A 19,681-nucleotide genomic window follows, 5' to 3' on the forward strand; every position below is an offset into this window, starting at 1 on the left:
CCGCAACCGTCTTGTCGGCTCGGCGACGACTCTCACGGCGTGAGCGCCGACCAGATCGATCCACAAGCGAAGCGCGCCGCGGCCCGAAAGTCGCGGATTCCCCTCCCGCACGGAGGCTACAAGCTGAAACTGCTCCGGCTCCTAACCGACCCCCTGACGCGGCTCCAGAACCGGAACCCGCCGAGCGTCGGCGCGACCGAGTCGGTGAGCGTTCCCGGCCCGGAAGGGGATCTCGACGCGCGCCTGTACCTCCCCTCCGGCGACCCGCCCTATCCGACCGTCGTCTTCTTCCACGGCGGCGGGTTCGTCCTCGGGAGCGTCGAGACCCACGACCGGCTCTGCCGCCACCTGACGCGAGAGAGCGGCTGCGCCGTCCTCTCCGTCGAGTACCGCCTCGCACCCGAACACCCGTTCCCGGCCGCCGTTGAGGACGCGTACGCCGCGGTCGAGTGGGCCGCGGAGTCGACGGACCGGCTCCGCGGGACCGGCGACGTCGCGGTCGCGGGCGACTCCGCCGGCGGCAACCTCGCGGCCGTGACCGCGCTGATGGCCGCCGAGCGGGACGGTCCCGATATCGAACACCAGGCGCTGCTCTACCCCGGAATCGGCGTCGACCCCGAGCAGGAGTCGGTCCGCGAACACGCCGGGATCGTCCTCTCGCGGGAAGATATCGAGTGGTTCTCGGCGGCCTACTACCGGAGCGATATCCACCGCCGGAACCCGTACGCCGACCCGATCAACGCCGGCGACCTCTCCGGCGTCGCGCCCGCGACGGTCGTCACCGCCGGGTTCGACCCGCTCCGCGACGGTGGAAAGGCGTACGCCGAGAAGCTCGTCGCGGACGGCGTGGCGACGCGGTACGAGACCTACCCCGCGATGGTTCACGGGTTCATGACGATGCGGGAGGTCGACCGCGCCCTCGACGCGGTCGCGAGCGTCGGCGCCGACCTCGCTGACGCGCTCGACGGCTGAGTCCCCGACGTTCGACGCGAGCCTCCGAGCTCGTCGTGCGAACGGTTCTCAGAGCGCCGGTGGGTTTTATTCGCGCGTCGTCGTCTTCGCCGGTATGTTCCCGGAGACGATCGAGACGGACCGACTCCGACTCGAGGTCGGCGGCCCCGAAAACGTCGACCTCGACGAATGCTACCGGATCTGTTCGTCGGATCTCGGCATCGACGAGGTGACCGAATACGTCACCTGGGACCCCCACGAGACGAAGAAGGAGACGCTGGAGTTCCTCGAACGGAACCGCGAGCGGTTCGAGGAGGGTGAGGCCGCGGGCTACGTCATCCGACCCCGCGAAGGCGAGGACGGCGCCGGCGAGATCGCCGGCTTCGGCGGCTTCCACGTCGACTGGGAGAAACGGACCGCCCTTCTCGGTACGTGGCTCCGCAAGCGGTTCTGGGGCCGCGGCTACTCCGGCGAGCGCGCCGCCGCGCTCGTCGAGGTCGCGTTCGACGACCTCGACTTAGAGGTCGTCGCCGTGAGCCACCACCTCGACAACGAGAAGTCGCGGCGCGCGATCGAGCGGTACGTCGACAGGCTCGGCGGGCGGCGGGAGGGGCGCCTCCGCAACGCGCTCGCCTTCCCTGACGGCAGCGTCCACGACGAGGTCCGGTACACGATCTCGCAGGCGGAGTGGCGGGAGGCGACCGCCTGATCGGCGACGGATTTCGCCGCGATCAGGAGGTTTCGACCGTCGTTCCCGTTGAATTACGGTGTCGATCCCGACCCAACAAACACTTACGGCGCCCGAAACGACAGCGAGCGCATGTCCCCGTCATCACCCGGTGGAACGACCGCGACGACCGGTTCGGATCCGAGCATCACCCGAGAGGCGACCGGGGGTGCGGTCGCCGGCGCCGCCGCCTACCTCCTCGGCTACCTGTCCGTCTACCTCACGCAAAGCGGCCGGATTGAGGAGGGGCTCTCCGGGCTCAACTTCCTCGCCGACCTGTTCGGGGGCGACCCCATCTCGGCGTGGCAGGTGTCGGGCTGGCTGTTCTACAACGCCCACTTCGTCGAGACCGTGTCGCCCGGAGTGCTCGGCGGCACGTCCTCGCGGAACCTCCTCATGGAGGCCGAGGGCGCGGGGTTCCTGCTCTTCGTCCCGCCGGTCCTCCTGTTCGTCGCGGGCCTCGTCGCTGGTCGGGTCGCCGGCGCCGACTCGCCCCTCGACGGCGCTCGCTCGGGCGCGCTCGTCGCGGCCGGCTACCTCCCGCTCGCGGTCGTCGGCGCGTTCCTGTTCCGGTACTCTGTCGGCGACGGGAGCGTGGCCCCCGACATCGTCACCGCCGTCCTCCTCGCCGGCGCCGTCTACCCGGCCGTCTTCGGCGCGATCGGCGGCGCGGGCTCGTCGCTGTTGAGCGACTGAATCGGACCGTCGACACGCCCCCGCGCCGTTCAACGCCTCAGTACGCCTCGTCTTCGGGGTCGAACCGGTCGCCGTACTCGCGGGCGGGGTCGACGGGCTGCCCCTCGTCGGTCTCGGGCGCGACGTAGTTGATGAACGACTCCACGTCCGGCTCGCGGACGCGTACCTCGACGTCGATCTCGCCGAGCTCGTCGGGTTCGCCGACCGCAAAGTTGACGACGCCTTCGAGCGCCGCCTGCTTCTTCAGGGAGAAGGCGAACCCCTCGTCGGTGCTGTTCTGCCGGAAGACGCGCCGGGCGGTGTCGAGGATCTCCTGTTCGTGGAGGACGTCGGAGAACGCGTCGAGGCTGTGCGTCTCGGAGACGAGCCGCCCCTCTTTGTGGACCGGCTCGGCGTCGGGGAAGACGTTCTCGACCGCGTCCGCGACCCGGTCGGTCACCTCCGTGTCGTGGACCGGCGCCTCGATCCGGACGTCGACGCTGTAGATCACGCGCCGTCACCCCCGGCCTCGGGCGCCTCGGGGTCGGCGTCGACGGCGTCGGGAGTCTCGCCGGCGTCGGCGTCCTCGACTCCCAACACCTCGCGGACGCGCTCGCGGAACGCCGCGAGGCTGTCGGTGTTGTCGATCTCCACGTCGGCCAGCTCTAAGGTCTCGCCGAGCCCGAGGTCGATCTCGCGTTCGTCGCGTTCGCGGAGCGCCTCCAGGTCGGAGTCTGAGTCGTCGCGGCCGCGCTCGTCGAGGCGCTCGGCGCGGACCTCGAACGGGGCACGGATCGCGACGAGCGTGAAGTCGTCGCCGAACGCCTCGCGGAAGCGTTCGAGCTCGACGGTCGAGCGGAGGCCGTCGACGAGGACGGTCTCGCCGCGGTCGCTCTCGGCCGCGGCCTCCCGAATGCGGGGGAGCGTCCGCGCGGCGATGGCGTCGTCGCCCTCCTCCTCGCGGAGCGTGCCGGCCATCCGCCCGTGGTGTTGCGCCGGGTCGAGCCCGCGGCGGCGACACTCGGCGCGGATCACGTCGCCCATGACGACGACGGGGATGTCCGCCGCCTCGGCCACGTTCGCCGCCTCCCCCTTTCCGCTGCCGGGGAGGCCGACGGTTCCGATGACGTTCATTACCGGCGGATACTCCGCTCGCGGACTTAGGTCTGCTGTTGGCCCGCGGGCGGCGCGAACCGCGGGCGTTTTTTAGACTGGGGGATCAGGAGTTGATGAGGGCACATAGCTCAGCCCGGATAGAGCGTCGGACTTCTAATCCGACGGTCGTGGGTTCGAATCCCACTGTGCCCGTACAGCGAGGAGCGAAGCGACGAGCGAACCGGCACGCAGGGGATTCGAACCCTATCAGTCGCGCGCAGCGAGCGGTGCGAGGTGCGAGCGAAGCGAGCACCTCGAAAAGCGAGCGGCGAAGCCGCGAGCAGTGAGCGAGCACGTCTGATTTTGGTTCGAATCCCACTGTGCCCGTGCCGAAACCGTTGGTTCTTGGGTTGTCCCAAACTCCAATAAACGGCTTCAAAAGGCGATTTACTACTATATTCTCAATCTGAGCTAGAATCCGTTATTTGGATTCTGTCCATCAACTTCCCCTCGGATCCGACACTATCTCGGCCATTTTTTCGACTCTGGAGTCGTCAGTCGCTCCAAGCGGTCGACGACCTTGCGGTCCGTGAGGTCCGCCGGAAGCCGATCAAACAGTTTTGTGATGAGTGTGTTCTTTGCTGTGTGACTCGGTTATTGGTTCCTACTCAGCGCTTTGGGCGACCGAGATGAACTAGGATATTCCCAGAGACTTTTCACGTTCCGCTGAGTCTCTTTAGATAACCAATATGTCTAATCGCCCGGAAGAAATCAAGAACGAGCTTCAAGGAGACGGCTACCTGAAAGATCTGAGAGAGAGGGTCAACGAATCGGTTCAGGAAACAAGTGAGAAGGCGATTGAGAAGTTCGAGGAGAATAATCGTGAAATTACAGCAGAGTACCTCCAAAACCATTTTAGTGAAGTCATTATCGGCCTAATTGGCTATGAGACGGATATCTTCGAAAGTAGGTCAAATGAGGTCTATCCTCAAGCTCTGGTCAAATTTCTTGAAGAGGAATACAACTCCGGACAAGCTACTGTCTCATCCTACGCAAAATCTGGAGACCCTGAGCTTACGGAATACTCCGCAATTCGAGAGACGTTTCGCGACATTGAGCAAGAGTTCAACGCTCATGACGACTTCTCGGAAGTTTTCAAGCGTGCGATCCCGGAACTCTACTACTTGATCAAGCCAATTGTCCAGTCTGCGGGCCAGTCCAGTTTCAAGCGTGCTGGGGGCGCTTTTCGACAGCAATTCATCAACCTCGTAGAGATATCTGGCTATAATCTTCGGTCACAGACCAGTGAGGGGAGTGGTTATATTCTAATATTCTCTCCAGAAAATGAAGACGAAGCAAAGGAGATTTATTTTGGATTCCATACAACTCTCAAGGATCGTTTTCGTGCTACCTTGCCTGGCCCCGACAACATGCCGAACTATCTAGTCACAGCGGCGGGGGCAGATGCAATCAGTAACAACGATTCTGAAGATATCACCGCAGATCGGTTGGACCAAATCGCAGACGCAGGCGCGAAATTAATCGCAATTGACAAAGAAGCCGATCGGTATCCAAACAGGAACAAAATTATCAGCTACGAGACGTTTATTACAGAAGAACTGCCCAGCTATTTCGATTAGTCCTCTAAAACAGCGAAACCACATAGATAAAAAATAGGACTTCGGACGAAAACCGTTATACCTGGTCGGAGATTATCGATTGGTAGCATGGGCGAGTCGCTGACGTGTATTGACTTATTCAGCGGGGCTGGTGGGCTCAGTCTCGGTATGCAGCGGGCAGGCCTCGAGGTGCTTGCCGCCACAGATATTCACGAGACTGCAGCGAAGACTTATAAGGAGAACATTGGCTCGGAATGTGTCACCAAAGATATCCGTGACCTCTCTCCTAACGAGTTCTTTGAGCGTGGAAACTTCGAACCAGATGAAGTCGATCTGGTTGTAGGGGGCCCGCCCTGTAAAGGATTTAGCACAGCCGGCCCATTTGATGTTGATGACCCGCGGAATGACCTCTTTCGCCAGTATTTGGAAATTGTTGAGGAGATTCAACCAGATGCCATCCTGATGGAGAACGTTAAAGGGATACTGTCAATGCACGATGGGGCTTTTAAACAACAAATCCTAGAACATACAGACGAACTCGGCTACAATACGGACTATATGAGGCTCAACGCGGCGAATTACGGAGTCCCTCAACTCCGAGAACGGGTGTTTTTCATCGGATATCAGAATGGTGAGAAAGTTTCTCGGCCAGAACAGTCACATACAGGATCAAAGCAGAAGCGTGTTACAGAGTACGACGCTGATAGCGATTTTAAACCATACGTCACAACTAAGTCCGCAGTTAACGATCTGGCATTCCTTGGGGTGGGCGAAGAGAGTTTAGAATATAAGCGAGACCCTGAAACAGATTATCAAGAGCGAATGCGAGGTGACCAATCCGAACTATATAATCACAAAGCGCCCAATCACAGTGAGCGAATACAGGAGCGATTCGCCAAGTTCAGGCCGGGTGAATCAGTGGATGATGTCGAATCCAGAATTGGGGCCGATAAGATCAAGACTAAGAAACACACCATTCAGAAGTGGGATCCAGAGGCTCCGACAAATACAGTTACAACGCTACCAGAAGACTTCATCCACTACGAGCAGAACCGAATTCCGACCGTGCGTGAGTTAGCCCGTATACAATCATTCCCCGACTGGTTCGAGTTCAAAGGCCCGAGAACAACGGGGGGTAAACGGCGGAGTACAGCATTACCACAGTATTCTCAAGTTGGAAACGCTGTGCCACCCCTCCTCGCAGAAGCCCTTGGAAGAGAGATTCGTGTAACTCTACTTGGAGAGAAAAAGGTCGCACAGTCATAGATTAGGATTGCGAAGCTGCCGCCTGTAGGAGTTTGGAGAATTTATGGAAGTACGGTTAGAATATCACGCAAAATATAAGTGTTTAAGAAACTGTTAAATATGGTATGCCAGAGATATCGGACTATATCCAGGATATAAACAAGAGAATCTTCCTTCCCGGACTCCAACGAGAGTATGTCTGGTCTGAAAAGCAGACGGAGAAACTCTTTGACTCTCTAATTCGTGGGTATCCAGTCGGCCAAATTACGCAGTGGGACGTCGCACACACCGATACCGATTATTATCCGTATAAGTTCATCCAGAAGTACGTCGACGATCGACGCGCTGTACCAGAATCCCTACGGGAGAAGGGCTACAGGAAATATAATGAGGAGGCGAGCAAAGACCAATCAAACCTTAGTTATCTCGTAATTGACGGTCAGCAGCGTCTAACATCTCTATTCATTGGACTTGTTGGACAGCGAATCCGATATACAAAGGGAAAGGGAGGAAAACGCTCGAATATCCAACACTGGTCATCTAGAGAACTGTGTGTCAATCTTCTCGGTCATCCAGACTTTAATGACGATCAACTATCTGGTGATTTTGAGTTTGAATTCAAACACACAGATGATTTTGATGACAAGTCTGGTTTCGGATTTACAGAGAATACTAAAGGAATAGAACGATATTGGTTCCCCCTACCTAATATGATGAATGAGAATCGTGAGGTCAAAAGCTCAAAGGAATTGATGGATATTACAGATGAAGAACTAAATAAGGCGAATTTATCGGAGGAGCGTCGACGACATTTGAAAGAAATTCGATCTCGCGTCATCCCCGAAATCAAATCCCAAATACTAAATGAGAAAATTAAGAGCGAAGAAGTGAAAAAAGAGGCGTCCGATATTAAAGAGATATTCCAACGTATCAATATCGAGGGTGAGGACCCTGATCCCCACCAATTGCTCCTTTCTAGGATGATGAGCACCTGGCCTTTCTCAGAACCCGAGGACGAGAAAATAAATCCCAGAGAACTGACCGAGAAGTGGGTACCAAGCTTCCAGCAGGAATATGAAGCATACAATACGAAAATTGACCGAGAGCTCTTTATGCGGTACTCGATGTACATTATTGGAAAGACACTAAAGACAAATCCGGTCACAGAACTTGGTGAATCTGAGTTACTTGAAATCAGGGATAAATGGCTTAGAGATGGTCCTAAAGTCTCTAAGCATGAGTCAGGAGACGGAATATGGTTCTGTTACGGTCTCGATGCAGCATTGAAATCAGTTACCAAACTCGGATTCACTTCCGGCTCAATGTCCACAATGGCGATCATCGCTGCACTCGGCAAATTCTATTACTACAATCCTAATGCAGATCCTGATAATGAGGAGAATCTCAGATCAATATACAATCTCCTCTCGAGACTACTACTATTGAAATCCTCCAAAGGTTCAATTAGTCGGGTTGAAGCAACTCGCATCTCTAATTTTATCCACGAAAATATAGACAAGGATTACACGATATTCCCAACTGATGAAGTCTTAGACTATCTCATGGACTACGTGGACGCTGAGATCACCGCTGAGATAGTGGAAAATATTGTTGAACAAGCAGAGTACCAGAATGCCACCTCAAGCAGTATCTTCTCAAATTGGGATGTCGCAGCTATTCTGGATTTATCGACCCCGTACGCACAATATACGTCAGTCGACAAACTCGAAGTTGATCACATCTACCCCGAAGCCAGAGCAAGCGAGATCGCCAACGAGCTCGGTGTTGATGAAGAGGAGATCAACATCCACCGCATCGGGAACCTACAATTGCTACCCCGTGAAAAGAACCGCCAGAAGAGTGATAAACCACCCATCAAATGGCTACAGAATGGCCTTGGTGACGTAGAGAAGGACGAAATCAAACGGGTCAACAACTTCCCTGACGAGTACCCCTCAGTCGAGAATTATCAGGAATTCGTCGAGGCTCGTGAGAAAAAAATAATTGAAGCCGTCACAGAAGAAGTTCAGTCATAGACTCTGGATACTTCCGTTACTATTGGGGTACAAAATAGCTTCACCATTAGCGGACTCCAGTAGTATCATTTTCGTATAACAATCAGAGATATCGACTGGAAAACCGACGCTGCCTGACGGTTGTGAACAGTTCGAAAGCAACGACTCCGACAGCGATGGGCCTGTTGTAGAAATTACCTCAGTCCGCCGCGCTCGGCGTCCCCAAGTACTTCTCGTTCAGTTCGTACTCGCCGTCCTCGCCCTCGACCAGGTACTCGCCGTAGTAGGGCACGCGGTTCGCTACCACTTCCTCGAAGGTTGCCGCGATTTCCTCGCGGGTCATCTCGCCCATCGAGCGGAGGTCGTCGTTGCGGTTGAGACACCCCTTCAGGTAGCCCTCGTGGGTGACGCGGACGCGGCCGCAGTTGGCGCAAAACTCCTCGTTCTCGACGGGGTCGACGATCTCGACCATGCCGCCCGTCTCGTCGTCGCTCTCCTCACCGACGAAGTAGCGCTTCCGGTCGTGCATCTCGCGGTGTTCGACGCGGTCGGCCTTCTCCGCGAGCCAGTCGTGGACGCGCCCGATGTCGACGTTCCACTCCGGCTTGCCGGTCAGCTCCGGCATGTACTGGATGAGCTGGAGCTGGAGCCCCTCGTTGTCGGCGACGTGCTCGACCATCTCCTCGACGTAGCCCGCGGTGTGCGTGAACACGACCATGTTGAGCTTCACGGGGTCGAGCCCGGCGTCGACGGCGGCCTTCACGCCCTCGAGGACCTTCTCGTAAGCGCCCGATTTGGTCACCTCTGCGAAGTCGTCCGGGTCGAGCGCGTCCTGCGAGACGTTGACGCGGTCGAGGCCGGCGGCCTTCAGGTCTTCCGCGCGCCCGGGGAGGAAGGTGCCGTTCGTCGTCATCGAGACCTCCATCGAGTCGGGCGTGCGCTCGATGATCTCCTCTAAGTCCTGTCGGAGCATCGGCTCGCCGCCGGTGAACTTCACGGCGTCGACGCCGTACCCCTCGACGACCTCTAAGAAGCGGACCACGTCGTCGGCGCTCATCTCCTCGTCGCTTGGCTCCATCGGCCCGCGCGTGTCGCCAAGCCCCTCGTTGTGGCAGTAGACGCAGTCGAAGTTACACCGGTCGGTGAGCGAGATACGCACCCCCGTCACCTCCCGTCCGAAGTCGTCCGCGAGTAGGCCGGCCATGGCAGAGGGAAGCGACTACGCGCGCTTAAATATCCGGGTCGAACGTGTGAGTACGTAACAGCCAGTGGTTACGTCGCGGTCACAGCGCGGCGAGCAACCGGCGACGAGTCCGACCTCAAAGCTCCACGCGGAGCCCGTCGGTCGCGGCCCGCACCTCGCCGTCGAAGCCCGCCTCGCGGACGCCGTCCGCCATCTCGCGCTCGCGGCCGCCGGTGTGCGGGTAGAGGTGCGAGAGGAGGAGCGTCCCGATCTCCGCGTCCGCGAGCGACTCGCCGAGGCTCGTCGGGTTCGGGTGGTTCGACACGTCGACGTCGTCCGGGAACGAGCAGTCGTGAACCAAGAGATCCGCGCCGTCCGCGAACCGCGCCATTCCCGCGAACGCTTCGGTGTCGCCCGAGAGCGCGAGCGGCCCCTCAGCCGGCGCCGCGTCCGAACTCGGCGGCGAGAAGCGGTAGGCGAACCCGTCCATCGAGTGGCGCGTCTCACGGGCCGCCACGTCGAACCCGCCGGCGGCGAACGGGCGCGACGCCGACACCTCGCGGACCGCTAGGTCGATCCGCCCGTCGAGGTAGTCGTGAACGTCGAGCAGGCCGTCGACGAGCGACTTCGTGCCCGCGGGGCCGACAACTTCGAGGTGCTCCTCGCCGGCGAGCCAGCGCGCCTTCAAGAGCGGGAGGAGCGCCGCGACGTGGTCGAGGTGGTGGTGGGTGAGGAGGACCGTCGAGACGCCCTCGTAGCCCGTCTCGGTGCCGGCGAGGCGCTGGAGGACGCCGCTGCCGCAGTCGACGAGCAGCGACCGGTCGCCGTCGTCGAGGAGGTAGCCGGCCTGCGCGCGGTCGGGGACCGGCATCGCGCTGCCGGACCCGAGCACGGTGAGTTCCATGGGGACGGATCGCGGCTGGACCCACCTAATTGGCTCGGACGCGCGGCGAGCGGCCGGGGGGCGGTCGGTCCGCTCGGGGACGCCTGACGAGCGGACTACTTGATGAGGAACACCGGCACCGACGCGTCGTCGGCGACGCGGTCGGAGACGCTGCCGAGCGACTGAATCCGCTCGCGCGGCGTCTTCCCCTCCGGGCTCATCACGATCACGTCGATCCCGTTCTCCTCGGCGTACGCGACGATCTCGGCGTCCGGCGTGCCGTGCGCGACGTGCGTCTCGGCGTCGAGGCCGGCCTCGCTCGCCGCGTCGGCGACCGCCGCGACCGCGGCGTCGCCCTGCGATTCGAGGTCTTCGACTATCTCCTCGTGGAGGTCTCCCGAGTTGGCGGTGGTGACTCGCTGGTCGACGACGTACAGCGCGTGGATCGTCGCGTCGTGGTCCGTCGCGAGCCGGAGCGCGTGGTCGAGCGCGCGGTCGACTGCTTCGCTTCCGTCGGTCGGCACCAGAATCTCGTCGTACATGCGCGAGCGTTCGCCCGGTATCGGCTTAACGGTGGGGCCTCGGTGTCGGCGTTCGGGAGCGCCGCGCCGCCGAGCTGCCGTCCGGGAGCGCCGCGCCGCCGAGCCGGCGCCGGAGGCGGGGCGCGCTACTCGCCGCGCCAGCGGCCGCCGAGCGCCCCGCGTTTCATCGTGTCGGCCTCGCCGTCGCGGAAGACGCTGACGCGGCCGGTCTCCTCGCTCAGCGTCACCGTCGCGACGACCTCCGGCCGGACGGAGGTCTCGATCGCGCTCATATGCCGCGATCCCATCCACGGCTCGTAGCTCACGTCGTCGACGAGGTCGGCCTCCTCGTCGCGAGTGCCGAGGTCGCGGAACCGAACCATCTGACTTTCGACCTCGCCGTCGACCGCGACGACGACGCCGCCGTCCTGCGCGACGCTCACCGACTCGGCCGCGGCGGCGACCCCGTCCGCGTCGAAGACGGACTGGCAGGTGTCCCGCGGCCAGCGGTTGTCGCCCATCGGGTCCGCGTAGGCCCCGTAGTCGCTGTCGCCGATGACGGCGAAGTACAGTCCCGGCCCCTTCACGTGCGGCTCACCCCACCCGTCGAAGGAGACGCTGACGTGTTCGGCGCAGTAGACCAGTCGGTCGACGACCTCGCGCACCCGCTCGTGGTCGCCATAGTCGATGGCGAGGTCGCTCATCGCCGCCGGTCCTCTCGGTTCGGTCGTCCGCCGCGATTGCCGCCGTCGATCACGATCGGAAGAATGCGACCCCGGTATATAAGGGCAACCGAGTCGCGCGAGCGTTACGCTTCCCCGGACTTCCGCTACCGCCGCCACTGCGTGAACAGCCGCGTATCGAAGCGCTCGGCGCGGACGAGGCCGACGCCGAACGCGGCCGCGACCGCCGCGGGCAGGAGGTTCCCGAACCAGAGGTTGATGCCACCCCAGAGGATCACGAAGCTCACCATGTCGTCGAGCATGAACTCGCAGTCGCGGAGGCGCTCGCGGATCCCGACCGCCGCGAACGCGCGGTCGAGCGTGACGACCGCGACGATCGCGGACAATACCCACCCGGCGTAGTTCGAGAGCGGCACGCCGTAGAACGCGCCGCCGCCGAAGTCCCAGAACCCGAGCGACACCGCGCCGGGGTCCAACACGACGTCCATCGCGACGACGACCGGGATCACCGTCGCTAGCCGGACCCACACGCTGTCGGCGCGCGGCCCGAGCAACAGCAGACACAGCAGGTAGGCGTTGGTCACGAGCGGGATGAAGAAGACGGGGAGCGCGACCGGCACCCCGCCGAGCATCGGTCCGAGGTCGACCGTGTACGCGAACTCGCCGTACGGCCACCCGGTGGCGACGCCGACCGACTCGATGAGGTACGTGTACGCGGTCAAGACGCCGATCCAGCCGAGCGCGCGACGGTCGATCGTCGGTAACACGCCGACCACCAGCGGCGAGCGCATCACGATCACGCCGAACAGCACGAACCACGGATGGAACGCGAACGGCTCCGGCACCCATCCCTCGGCGCTGCCGACGAGCGCGATCGCCCCGACGAGCGGGAAGACGACCGCGATGGTGAAGCGGTTCTCGCGGACGATCCGGTCGAGCAGCGCCTCGGCCTCCCGGCGCGTGTCCGGCGCGCGCTCGCGGAGCGCGTCGAGCCCGGGGGCGGTCCCGGGGGCGGCGGCGCTCTCGGCCGATCCGGTCCCCGCCGAGCCCCCCTCCGACCCCCCGCCGTCGCTGTCGGTCACGGCAGCGCCTCCCAGAGCGGGTACACCCGCCAGAGGCCGCCCATCGACAGCAGCGTGCCGACGACGGTGTTCAGCGCCGGGAACCACCAGTACGCGCGGTCGACCGAGACGGATGAGCGCGCGACCCACGCGACGAAGACCGGGTACACCGCGAGCAGCGCGCCGAGGCGCGGGTCGACGAGCCAGAACGCGGCGGCCGCGGCGGTCCACGCCGCGAAGCAGTAGGCGTACGTGCGGCTTTCGCCGAGGAACGTCGCGGTCGTGTCGATCCCCGCGGCCCGGTCCGGCTCGATGTCCGGGATCGCGGAGAACGTGTGCATCCCCATCGTCCAGAGCCACGCCCCGGCGAGCGCCGCGAGCGGCGGGTGCGCGCCAGCGACGGTCGCGTACGCCGCCGCGCCGGGGAGCGCATACAGTCCGTTCGACAGCGAGTCGAGGAACGGCGTCGTCTTGAATCGGGCGGGCGGCGCACTGTAGCCGACCGCTAAGACGAGGAAGCCGAGCAGGTACGGCCACGCGACCCGCGGCGTGATAGCGAGCGTCGCGAGCCCCAGCGCGCCGGACGCGACGACGGCGGCGACCACCGGTCGGCTCCCCTGCCAGCGCGCCTCGCGGCCCGCCTTCTTCGGGTTCAGCTCGTCGATGTCGGCGTCAAACACGTCGTTGACGCCGTAGAGGAATACGTTCGCGGGGACGAGGAAGTAGAGCGCGAGCGCGACGGTGGTCGGGGTGAACAGGCCGCTCACGTCGCCGATGCCGTAGGTGACGCCGACCGCGACCGGGCCGGCGAGGTAGAGCCAGAAGCGCGGCCGCGACAGCACCAACAGGTAGCGGAGGCCCTCGCTCCCGCTCCCGGCGGCCCGCTCCCGATCCTCTCCGGCGGGTCGGTGCTGCTCGTCGGCGGGTCGGCTCCCCTCGCCTTCGGCGGATCGGTTCTGGTCGCTCACGGCGCTGGTCACACGTCGTCGTCGGCCATCGCTTCCGCGGTCAGCCCCCCGCTGATGAGACACATCGGGACGCCGATACCGGGCGTCGTCGTCGACCCAGTGAAGTAGAGCCCGTCGACCGCGTCGGAGGTGTGCGGCGGGCGGAGCAGCGACGTCTGGGTGAGCGTGTGCGCTAACCCGAGCGCGCTGCCCGCGTAGCTGTTGTACCGGTCCGCGAAGTCGTCGACGGAGAACGTCTCCTCGACGACGATCCGACCCCGGAGGTCGGTGTCGGTGTTCGCCGCGATGTCGTCGATGACGAGGTCGCGGTAGCGGTTGCGGATCTCGGGGGTGTCTGCCAGCCCCGGCGCGATCGGGACCAAGGCGAAGAGGTTGCTGTGGCCCTCCGGCGCGACCGTGTCGTCGGTCTTCGAGGGGACACAGAGGTAGTAGGCGGGGTCGTCGGGCCACTCGGGGTCGTCGAATATCTGCTCGAAGTGCTCGTCCCAGTCGGTCGGGAGGACGAGCGTGTGGTGTTCGAGGTTCGGCACGTTGCCCTCGACGCCGAGGTACAGCAGGAACGCGGAGGGGGCATACGTCCGCGACTCCCAGTACTCCTCGGTGTACTGCCGCTTGCGCTCGGGGAGCAGCGCCTGCTCGGTGTGTGCGTAGTCGGCGTCGGAGACGACGCGGTCCGCGAGGTAGCGCTCACCATTCTCGGTGTCGACCGCGAAGGCGCCGTACCGGCCCTCGATGCCCGTCACCTCGGCGTCGGTGACGAACTCCACGCCGAGGTCCTCGGCGAGTTCGACGATGCCGTCGACGACGGCGCCGATCCCGCCGTCGGGGTAGTAGACGCCCATGTTGTAGTCGACGTGGCTCATGAGGTTGTACAGCGCCGGCGTGTTCGTCGGCGAGCCGCCGAGGAACACGAGGGTGTACTGCATCAGCTGCTGGAGCTTCGGGTGGTCGAAGTAGTCCTCGACGTGTCCCTGCATCTTGCCCAGAAGCGAGAGTCCCCACGAGTAGCGGAGGACGTCTTTGTCCACGTAGTCGCGCAGCCGCGGGCGGTCCTCGTAGACGAAGTGCTCCATCCCGATCTCGTAGGTTCGCTGGGACTCCTCGAGGTACGCGTCGAACGCCTCGCCCGCGCCGGGCTCGTACGACTCGAATATCTCCCTGTTCTTCTCGCGGTCCGGCAGCACGTCGACCTTGTCTCCGTCCTTCCAGAACACGCGGTAGTGCGGGTCGAGCCGCTCTAACTCGTAGAACTCGTCGGGCGAACGGCCGAAGTGGCCGAAGAAGCGCTCGAAGACGTCCGGCATCAGGTACCACGACGGCCCCATGTCGAACCGGAAGCCGTCGACTTCGAGCCGGCTGGCGCGGCCGCCGAGCTGCTCGTTTTTCTCCAGTAGGGTGACGTCCGCGCCGCCGTCAGCGAGGTAACAGGCCGTCGAGAGACCGCCGAATCCGCCGCCGATCACGACGACCGACTCGCCGGCAACGCCGTCGATGTCCGGGACCACGTCCATAGGCGATCGTAGGAGCGGCGACGGTATAAATCCGGGCAGACGCGGCGAGGGGGACGCCTCGTCGCGCCGCGCGGAAGGGCGCCGACGCCCGCCCCTCGCACTGAGTGGATACCACTAAGTCGCCGACGCGCGTACTCGTTTCCACATGGATCTGACGGTCGCGATCACCGGGGCAACGAGCGGGATCGGACGAGCCGTCGCCGAGGCGTTCGTCGACGAGGGGGCGTTCGTCGCCGTCTCCGGACGCGACGGCGCGGCCGTCGATCGGACCGTCGCGGCGCTGAACGGCGAGGGCGGCGACTCCGGCGACGCGAGCGGCGATGGCGACGAGACGGATGACGGCGACGAGGCCGACGGCGGCTCGGCGGGCGAGGCCGGCACCGAGCGCGGCACCGCCTGGGGCGACCGCGTCGACGTGCGCGACGAGTTCGACCTCGAGCGCTTCTTCGAGCGCGTCGCCCGCGAGGCCGGCCCGGTCGACGTCGTGTTCGCGAACGCCGGCGTGTTCCACGGCGCGCCGGGCGAGCGGCCGACGACCGAGGTGGCGTACGCCGACTACGACGACACGATGCGAACGAACGCGCGCGGCGTGTTCGCCACGATACGCGAGGCCGTTCCCCACCTCGCCGACGACGCGCGCGTCCTCGTCCCGTCGGGCGCGGTCGCGGCCGAGTCGAAGCCCGGGATGGGCGCGTACGCGGTCTCGAAGGCGGCCGCCGAGGCGGTCGCGCGTGGCTTCGCCGCCGACCTCGACGCGACGGTCGGCGTCGTCGACCCCGGCCTCGTCGCCACCGACCTCACCGGGAAGGAGCGCGCCCGCGACCCCGAGAGCGTCGCGCCGCTTTTCGTCTGGGCCGCCACCGAGGCGCCCGCCGAGGAGTTAAACGGCGAGCGGGTGGGGCTGCGCGAGTGGAAGTCCGCGACGCGATAAGACTGGATTACGTTCGGATCGGCGAGAGAGAGTGTTACTGTCCCAACCGCTCGCTTATAAATGATTAACCAGAGGTCAGAGACGAACACCTCCAAAGCCCCAGTCGCTCGCTTATAATATCTGATCGCAGATCGGCGGCGAACACCTCCAAAGCCCCAGTCGGGAGGCGGGCGCACGCTCGCTGCGCTCCTCGGTCGCTCACTCCGTTCGCTCCCTGCGGTGCTTACGTCGCCTGCGCCCGCCTCTCGACTGCCCCTTTGAGTCCTCCCCGACTGCGACCGCACAGCAGCCTCACGCCTCCCCAGCCTCGCGGCTCCCTCCGCTTCGCTCCGGTCGCCGCGTCCCTCGCGCGTGCTCCTCGCGGCCGCCGGGGGCGGCCGCTCGCAGGCACGCGCCACCGCAGTTGATATTTATAAGATATCGTCGCCCCGCTCGTCGGTATTTAAATATCGCATCGTCGATTCCGCGCTCGACCACCGAGAATTATCCCGCGGTCGGTCGAACAGGGGGGTATGGCACTCGCGGACCCCGACCTCTCGGGCTCGACGGCGTTTATCACCGGAACGACTCGCGGCATCGGCAAACAGATCGCGCTCGCGCTCGCCGAGCGGGGCTGTAACGTCGTCTCGACGGGCAAGACGACCGACGACGACGACTCCGAGCTGGCGGGGTCGATCGAGCAGACGGCGCGCGAGGTGCGCGAGATCGGGTCCGAGGCGCTCGCGCTCGAACTCGACCTCCGCGACGCCGAGCGCGTCGAGGCGGTCGTCGAGGAGTCGATCGACCACTTCGACGAGGTCGACATCGTCATCAACAACGCGAGCGCGATCCAGCTGGCGAACATCGCGGACCTCCCGGCGGACCGGTTCGACCTCCTCACCGACGTGAACGTCCGCGGCACCCACCTCGTCGCGCACGCCTTCGCCGACCACCTCGCGGGCCTCGACGGGGCGTGGCTGCTGTCGAACTCGCCGCCGATAACGACCGACCGCTCGCCGGGCAAGGCGCCGTACGCGTGGTCGAAGCTCGGGATGTCGTTCATCACGCTCTCGCTCGCCGAGGAGCTGGCGAGCGACGACGTGGGCTGTAACACCTTCTGGCCGGTGACGACCATCGACACCCGCGCGACGCGCTACTTCGGCCTGGGGACCGAAGACGACTGGCGCACCCCCGAGGTCGTCTCCGACGCGGTCCTCGAAATCCTCGCGCGCGACCCCGCCGAGTGTACGGGCAACAGCTTCTACGACGAGGACCTCCTCCGCGAGGCGGGCGTGACTGACTTCTCCGAGTACAACCTCACCGAGGGCGACCCGGCCCCGATGTCCGCGCGGCTGTTCGCCCCCGAGTTCGAACGCGAGGAGTAGGGGCTCGTCACTCCGCGACGCCGATACTCCGTCACGCCGCTACGCCGCTACTCTGTCACCGTCTCCCGCAGCGCCGCGGCCGCCGTCTCCGGGTCCTCGGCGGCCGTGATCGCCGACAGGACTGCCACGCCGGTCGCGCCCGCCTCGATGACGGGTGCCGCGTTGTTCGCGTCGATGCCGCCGATCCCGATCACCGGGAGCTCGACCGCGTCGGCGACCGCGGCGACTCGCTCGGTCCCGATCCCGTCCCGGTCGCCGGAGACGTCCTTCGAGTCGGTGCCGTAGACGGCGCCGACGCCGAGGTAGTCCGCGCCCGCCGCCTCGGCCGCCCTCGCCTGCTCGGCGGTCGAGGCCGAGACGCCGACGACGGCGTCCTCGCCGAGCTGTTCGCGGGCGACGGCGACTGGAAGGTCGGACTGCCCGAGGTGGACGCCGTCCGCGTCTATCGCGGCGGCGAGGTCGATCCGGTCGTTGACGAGCAGCGGTACTCCCGCGTCGGCGGTCAGCTCGCGCAGTTGGAGTCCGGTCTCGTAGCGCTCCCGCGCGCTCGTCGCCTTGTCGCGAAGCTGAACGACGTCGACCCCGCCGTCGAGCGCGGCCCCGACGACCTCCGGGGTCGTCCGTCCCGCGGAACGGCTCTCGGCCGTGACGAGGTACGTCTGCCACTCGGTGGTATTCATACATGGTTTTCGCACGCGAGTGGGTGAAAACGGTTGCGCTACGGTCGCGTCCCTGTCCGGGACGGACAGACACAAGCCCGCCCAGAGCGTATCACTGTCCAATGCTATCCCGGCTCCGGAACGGCGCCGTCCGCGTCGGCGAGGCGGTCGCGGGCGCGCTCGACCGGGCCGGCGTCATCGACCGGTCGCGGCTCGACGAGACGATGGGGCTCGCGTGGCCCCGGATCGTGACGGGGTTCGCGATCATGTCGAAGAACACCGTGGACCTCGCGGTGATCGGCTACGCGGTCGGCGTCTCGGCGGTTGCCGGGCTCGGGTACGCCTTCGCGTTCTGGCAGCTGGCGAAGTTCGTCTCCATCGGGCTCGCGGGCGGCACCGTCTCGCTCGTCTCGCAGAACTACGGCGGCGACGAGCGCGGGCGGGCGGGGCTCGTCGTCAAGCAGTCGCTGATCGTGGCCGCGCTCCTCGTCGCGCCGATCGTCGCGGGCTACGTCCTCGGCGCGGAGCGGCTGGTCGCCCTCGTCGGCGGCGAGGGAGCCGCGCTGTCCGCCGGGACGACCTACCTCGTCGTCACGGCGCCCGCGCTCGCCTTCGAGTTCTTCAACATGATCGCCAGCCGGACGTACGCCGGCGTCGGCGACACACGCACCCCGATGGTCGCGCGTGCCGGCGGCGCGCTGTTGAACGTCGTCCTCACGGTCTGGCTCGTCCTCGGCGCCGGGCTGGGCGTGTTCGGCGCGGGCCTCGGCACCGCGGTCTCCATCGCCGCCGTCGGGCTCGTGCTCGCGTGGGGGATGACCGGCCGCTCGTACTTCGGCCGCGGCGCCTCGCCAGTCCCGGTTGGGCGCTCCGGGCCGTGGTTCGACGCCGGACTGACCCGACAGCTCCTCCGGGTCTCTGCGCCCCTCGTCGCGCGCCGGGTGGCCGAGGGGGTCGTGGTGTTCCCGCTGCTGTGGATCGCCTCGTCGTTCGGCTCTGCGACGGTCGCCGCCCTGGAGGTCGGCCGCCGGGTGCGGGCCTTGCTGGGGAGCTTCAGCTGGGGCTTCTCGATCGCCGCGAGCACGCTCGTCGGCCAGCGGCTCGGCGCGGGCGAGGAGTCGCTCGCGACCGCGTACGGCCGCGACGTGATCGCGCTGTCGGCGGTCGTCTACGTCCTCGCGTCGGCCGCGGTGATCCTCGCCGCCACGCCGATCGCCGACGTGTTCGTCGACGACCCGGCCGCGGTGGGCGCGACCGCGGCGTTCGTCGTCGCGGCCGCGGTGAGCGCGGTGCCGCTCGGCGTCGACGGGTCGATCACGGGCTCGCTGCGCGGCGCGGGCGACACGCGGTGGCCCTTCGTCGCGTCGATGATCGGGCTGTACGCCTTCGCGCTCCCGGTCGCGCTCGTCGGCCTCGTCACGCCGCTCGGCGTCGGCGGCCTCTACGCGGCGCTGGTGGCGGAGAAGCTCGTGCCGGCCGGCCTGAACGGCTACCGGTTCCGGTCGAACCGGTGGCAGGCGGTCAGCCGGCAGTACCGGCCCGACGCGGGCGACGTCGAGGAAGAGGTCGGGTAGGTGGGGTGCGGTCGCC

Annotated in this window: 19 protein-coding genes and 1 tRNA gene; 10 read left to right on the forward strand and 10 right to left on the reverse strand. The window is 64.6% G+C overall.

The genetic code is table 11. From position 1 onward, the window contains the following. Positions 1-39 precede the first annotated feature (39 nt). From F3H13_RS07860 to F3H13_RS07870, 3 genes are all read left to right on the forward strand, one after another. Entirely contained in the window at positions 40-972 is a 933-nt protein-coding gene (locus F3H13_RS07860) for an alpha/beta hydrolase (RefSeq protein WP_149798490.1), read from the forward strand. A 94-nt stretch (positions 973-1,066) separates the two neighbouring features. Then, entirely contained in the window at positions 1,067-1,660 is a 594-nt protein-coding gene (locus tag F3H13_RS07865; protein WP_149798491.1) for a GNAT family N-acetyltransferase, read from the forward strand. 111 nt (positions 1,661-1,771) lie between these two features. Continuing rightward, positions 1,772-2,374: a transporter gene (locus tag F3H13_RS07870; protein WP_149798492.1), complete on the forward strand. Its 603-nt coding sequence runs from the start codon at positions 1,772-1,774 to the stop codon at positions 2,372-2,374. 37 nt (positions 2,375-2,411) lie between these two features. On the opposite strand, the gene F3H13_RS07875 is transcribed toward F3H13_RS07870, so the two are convergent. Next, the gene (locus F3H13_RS07875) at positions 2,412-2,864 is read right to left on the reverse strand and encodes an RNA-binding domain-containing protein (RefSeq protein WP_149798493.1); all 453 of its coding nucleotides are present in this window, start codon (positions 2,862-2,864) and stop codon (positions 2,412-2,414) included. Then, positions 2,861-3,487, reverse strand: coding sequence for an AAA family ATPase (locus tag F3H13_RS07880; RefSeq protein WP_149798494.1), 627 nt, complete (start codon positions 3,485-3,487; stop codon positions 2,861-2,863). Before F3H13_RS07880 ends, F3H13_RS07875 begins: the two co-directional genes overlap by 4 nt. Before the next feature lie 99 nt (positions 3,488-3,586). Between F3H13_RS07880 and F3H13_RS07885 the strand changes: the two genes are divergently transcribed. From F3H13_RS07885 to F3H13_RS07900, 4 genes are all read left to right on the forward strand, one after another. Then, positions 3,587-3,661: transfer RNA gene (locus F3H13_RS07885), tRNA-Arg, on the forward strand. 536 nt (positions 3,662-4,197) lie between these two features. Then, positions 4,198-5,088 carry a PDDEXK family nuclease gene (locus F3H13_RS07890; protein ID WP_149798495.1) on the forward strand — a complete coding sequence of 297 codons (891 nt, stop codon included), beginning with the start codon at positions 4,198-4,200 and terminating at the stop codon, positions 5,086-5,088. A gap of 87 nt (positions 5,089-5,175) precedes the next feature. Further along, the gene (locus F3H13_RS07895) at positions 5,176-6,333 is read left to right on the forward strand and encodes a DNA cytosine methyltransferase (protein ID WP_149798496.1); all 1,158 of its coding nucleotides are present in this window, start codon (positions 5,176-5,178) and stop codon (positions 6,331-6,333) included. A 104-nt stretch (positions 6,334-6,437) separates the two neighbouring features. Then, entirely contained in the window at positions 6,438-8,348 is a 1,911-nt protein-coding gene (locus F3H13_RS07900; RefSeq protein WP_149798497.1) for a DUF262 domain-containing protein, read from the forward strand. 178 nt (positions 8,349-8,526) lie between these two features. Here the strand turns inward: F3H13_RS07900 and moaA are convergent, their stop codons facing one another. The 7 genes from moaA to F3H13_RS07935 form a co-directional block, all read right to left on the reverse strand. Beyond that, the gene (gene moaA / locus F3H13_RS07905) at positions 8,527-9,531 is read right to left on the reverse strand and encodes a GTP 3',8-cyclase MoaA (protein WP_149798498.1); all 1,005 of its coding nucleotides are present in this window, start codon (positions 9,529-9,531) and stop codon (positions 8,527-8,529) included. Positions 9,532-9,646: 115 nt separating this feature from the next. After that, positions 9,647-10,414 (reverse strand): MBL fold metallo-hydrolase, encoded by a 768-nt coding sequence (locus tag F3H13_RS07910; protein WP_149798499.1) that lies wholly within the window; start codon positions 10,412-10,414, stop codon positions 9,647-9,649. 95 nt (positions 10,415-10,509) lie between these two features. Then, on the reverse strand, positions 10,510-10,935 hold the full coding sequence (locus tag F3H13_RS07915) for a universal stress protein (RefSeq protein WP_149798500.1): 426 nt from the start codon (positions 10,933-10,935) through the stop codon (positions 10,510-10,512). A gap of 125 nt (positions 10,936-11,060) precedes the next feature. Further along, positions 11,061-11,618 carry a diadenylate cyclase gene (locus tag F3H13_RS07920; RefSeq protein WP_149798501.1) on the reverse strand — a complete coding sequence of 186 codons (558 nt, stop codon included), beginning with the start codon at positions 11,616-11,618 and terminating at the stop codon, positions 11,061-11,063. 125 nt (positions 11,619-11,743) lie between these two features. Continuing rightward, the gene (cruF, locus tag F3H13_RS07925) at positions 11,744-12,679 is read right to left on the reverse strand and encodes a bisanhydrobacterioruberin hydratase (protein WP_149798502.1); all 936 of its coding nucleotides are present in this window, start codon (positions 12,677-12,679) and stop codon (positions 11,744-11,746) included. Then, positions 12,676-13,638, reverse strand: a complete 963-nt coding sequence (locus F3H13_RS07930) for a prenyltransferase (protein ID WP_149798503.1) — start codon at positions 13,636-13,638, stop codon at positions 12,676-12,678. Before F3H13_RS07930 ends, cruF begins: the two co-directional genes overlap by 4 nt. After that, positions 13,635-15,137 (reverse strand): phytoene desaturase family protein, encoded by a 1,503-nt coding sequence (locus F3H13_RS07935; RefSeq protein WP_149798504.1) that lies wholly within the window; start codon positions 15,135-15,137, stop codon positions 13,635-13,637. Before F3H13_RS07935 ends, F3H13_RS07930 begins: the two co-directional genes overlap by 4 nt. Before the next feature lie 145 nt (positions 15,138-15,282). Between F3H13_RS07935 and F3H13_RS07940 the strand changes: the two genes are divergently transcribed. Next, a complete protein-coding gene (locus F3H13_RS07940; protein ID WP_149798505.1) occupies positions 15,283-16,068 on the forward strand; it encodes an SDR family oxidoreductase in 786 nt (261 codons plus the stop codon). Positions 16,069-16,580: 512 nt separating this feature from the next. Next, positions 16,581-17,432, forward strand: a complete 852-nt coding sequence (locus F3H13_RS07945; RefSeq protein WP_149798506.1) for an SDR family oxidoreductase — start codon at positions 16,581-16,583, stop codon at positions 17,430-17,432. Between the two features lie 47 nt (positions 17,433-17,479). On the opposite strand, the gene thiE is transcribed toward F3H13_RS07945, so the two are convergent. Continuing rightward, positions 17,480-18,112, reverse strand: a complete 633-nt coding sequence (gene thiE / locus F3H13_RS07950) for a thiamine phosphate synthase (RefSeq protein ID WP_149798507.1) — start codon at positions 18,110-18,112, stop codon at positions 17,480-17,482. A 101-nt stretch (positions 18,113-18,213) separates the two neighbouring features. On the opposite strand from thiE, the gene F3H13_RS07955 reads away from it, so the two are divergent. Continuing rightward, positions 18,214-19,665, forward strand: a complete 1,452-nt coding sequence (locus F3H13_RS07955; RefSeq protein WP_149798508.1) for an MATE family efflux transporter — start codon at positions 18,214-18,216, stop codon at positions 19,663-19,665. Positions 19,666-19,681 lie beyond the last annotated feature (16 nt).

The organism is Halorubrum xinjiangense (assembly GCF_900102375.1).
Lineage (GTDB): Archaea > Halobacteriota > Halobacteria > Halobacteriales > Haloferacaceae > Halorubrum > Halorubrum xinjiangense.

What these genes read in the sequence shown, in the direction of transcription:
- moaA (WP_149798498.1), bottom strand. Translation starts at nt 9,531, where the DNA reads ATGGCCGGCCTACTCGCGGACGACTTCGGACGGGAGGTGACGGGGGTG.
- F3H13_RS07865 (WP_149798491.1), top strand. Translation starts at nt 1,067, where the DNA reads ATGTTCCCGGAGACGATCGAGACGGACCGACTCCGACTCGAGGTCGGC.
- F3H13_RS07900 (WP_149798497.1), top strand. Translation starts at nt 6,438, where the DNA reads ATGCCAGAGATATCGGACTATATCCAGGATATAAACAAGAGAATCTTC.
- F3H13_RS07880 (WP_149798494.1), bottom strand. Translation starts at nt 3,487, where the DNA reads ATGAACGTCATCGGAACCGTCGGCCTCCCCGGCAGCGGAAAGGGGGAG.
- F3H13_RS07935 (WP_149798504.1), bottom strand. Translation starts at nt 15,137, where the DNA reads ATGGACGTGGTCCCGGACATCGACGGCGTTGCCGGCGAGTCGGTCGTC.
- F3H13_RS07945 (WP_149798506.1), top strand. Translation starts at nt 16,581, where the DNA reads ATGGCACTCGCGGACCCCGACCTCTCGGGCTCGACGGCGTTTATCACC.
- F3H13_RS07940 (WP_149798505.1), top strand. Translation starts at nt 15,283, where the DNA reads ATGGATCTGACGGTCGCGATCACCGGGGCAACGAGCGGGATCGGACGA.
- F3H13_RS07920 (WP_149798501.1), bottom strand. Translation starts at nt 11,618, where the DNA reads ATGAGCGACCTCGCCATCGACTATGGCGACCACGAGCGGGTGCGCGAG.
- F3H13_RS07895 (WP_149798496.1), top strand. Translation starts at nt 5,176, where the DNA reads ATGGGCGAGTCGCTGACGTGTATTGACTTATTCAGCGGGGCTGGTGGG.
- F3H13_RS07910 (WP_149798499.1), bottom strand. Translation starts at nt 10,414, where the DNA reads ATGGAACTCACCGTGCTCGGGTCCGGCAGCGCGATGCCGGTCCCCGAC.
- thiE (WP_149798507.1), bottom strand. Translation starts at nt 18,112, where the DNA reads ATGAATACCACCGAGTGGCAGACGTACCTCGTCACGGCCGAGAGCCGT.
- F3H13_RS07890 (WP_149798495.1), top strand. Translation starts at nt 4,198, where the DNA reads ATGTCTAATCGCCCGGAAGAAATCAAGAACGAGCTTCAAGGAGACGGC.
- F3H13_RS07915 (WP_149798500.1), bottom strand. Translation starts at nt 10,935, where the DNA reads ATGTACGACGAGATTCTGGTGCCGACCGACGGAAGCGAAGCAGTCGAC.
- F3H13_RS07955 (WP_149798508.1), top strand. Translation starts at nt 18,214, where the DNA reads ATGCTATCCCGGCTCCGGAACGGCGCCGTCCGCGTCGGCGAGGCGGTC.
- F3H13_RS07870 (WP_149798492.1), top strand. Translation starts at nt 1,772, where the DNA reads ATGTCCCCGTCATCACCCGGTGGAACGACCGCGACGACCGGTTCGGAT.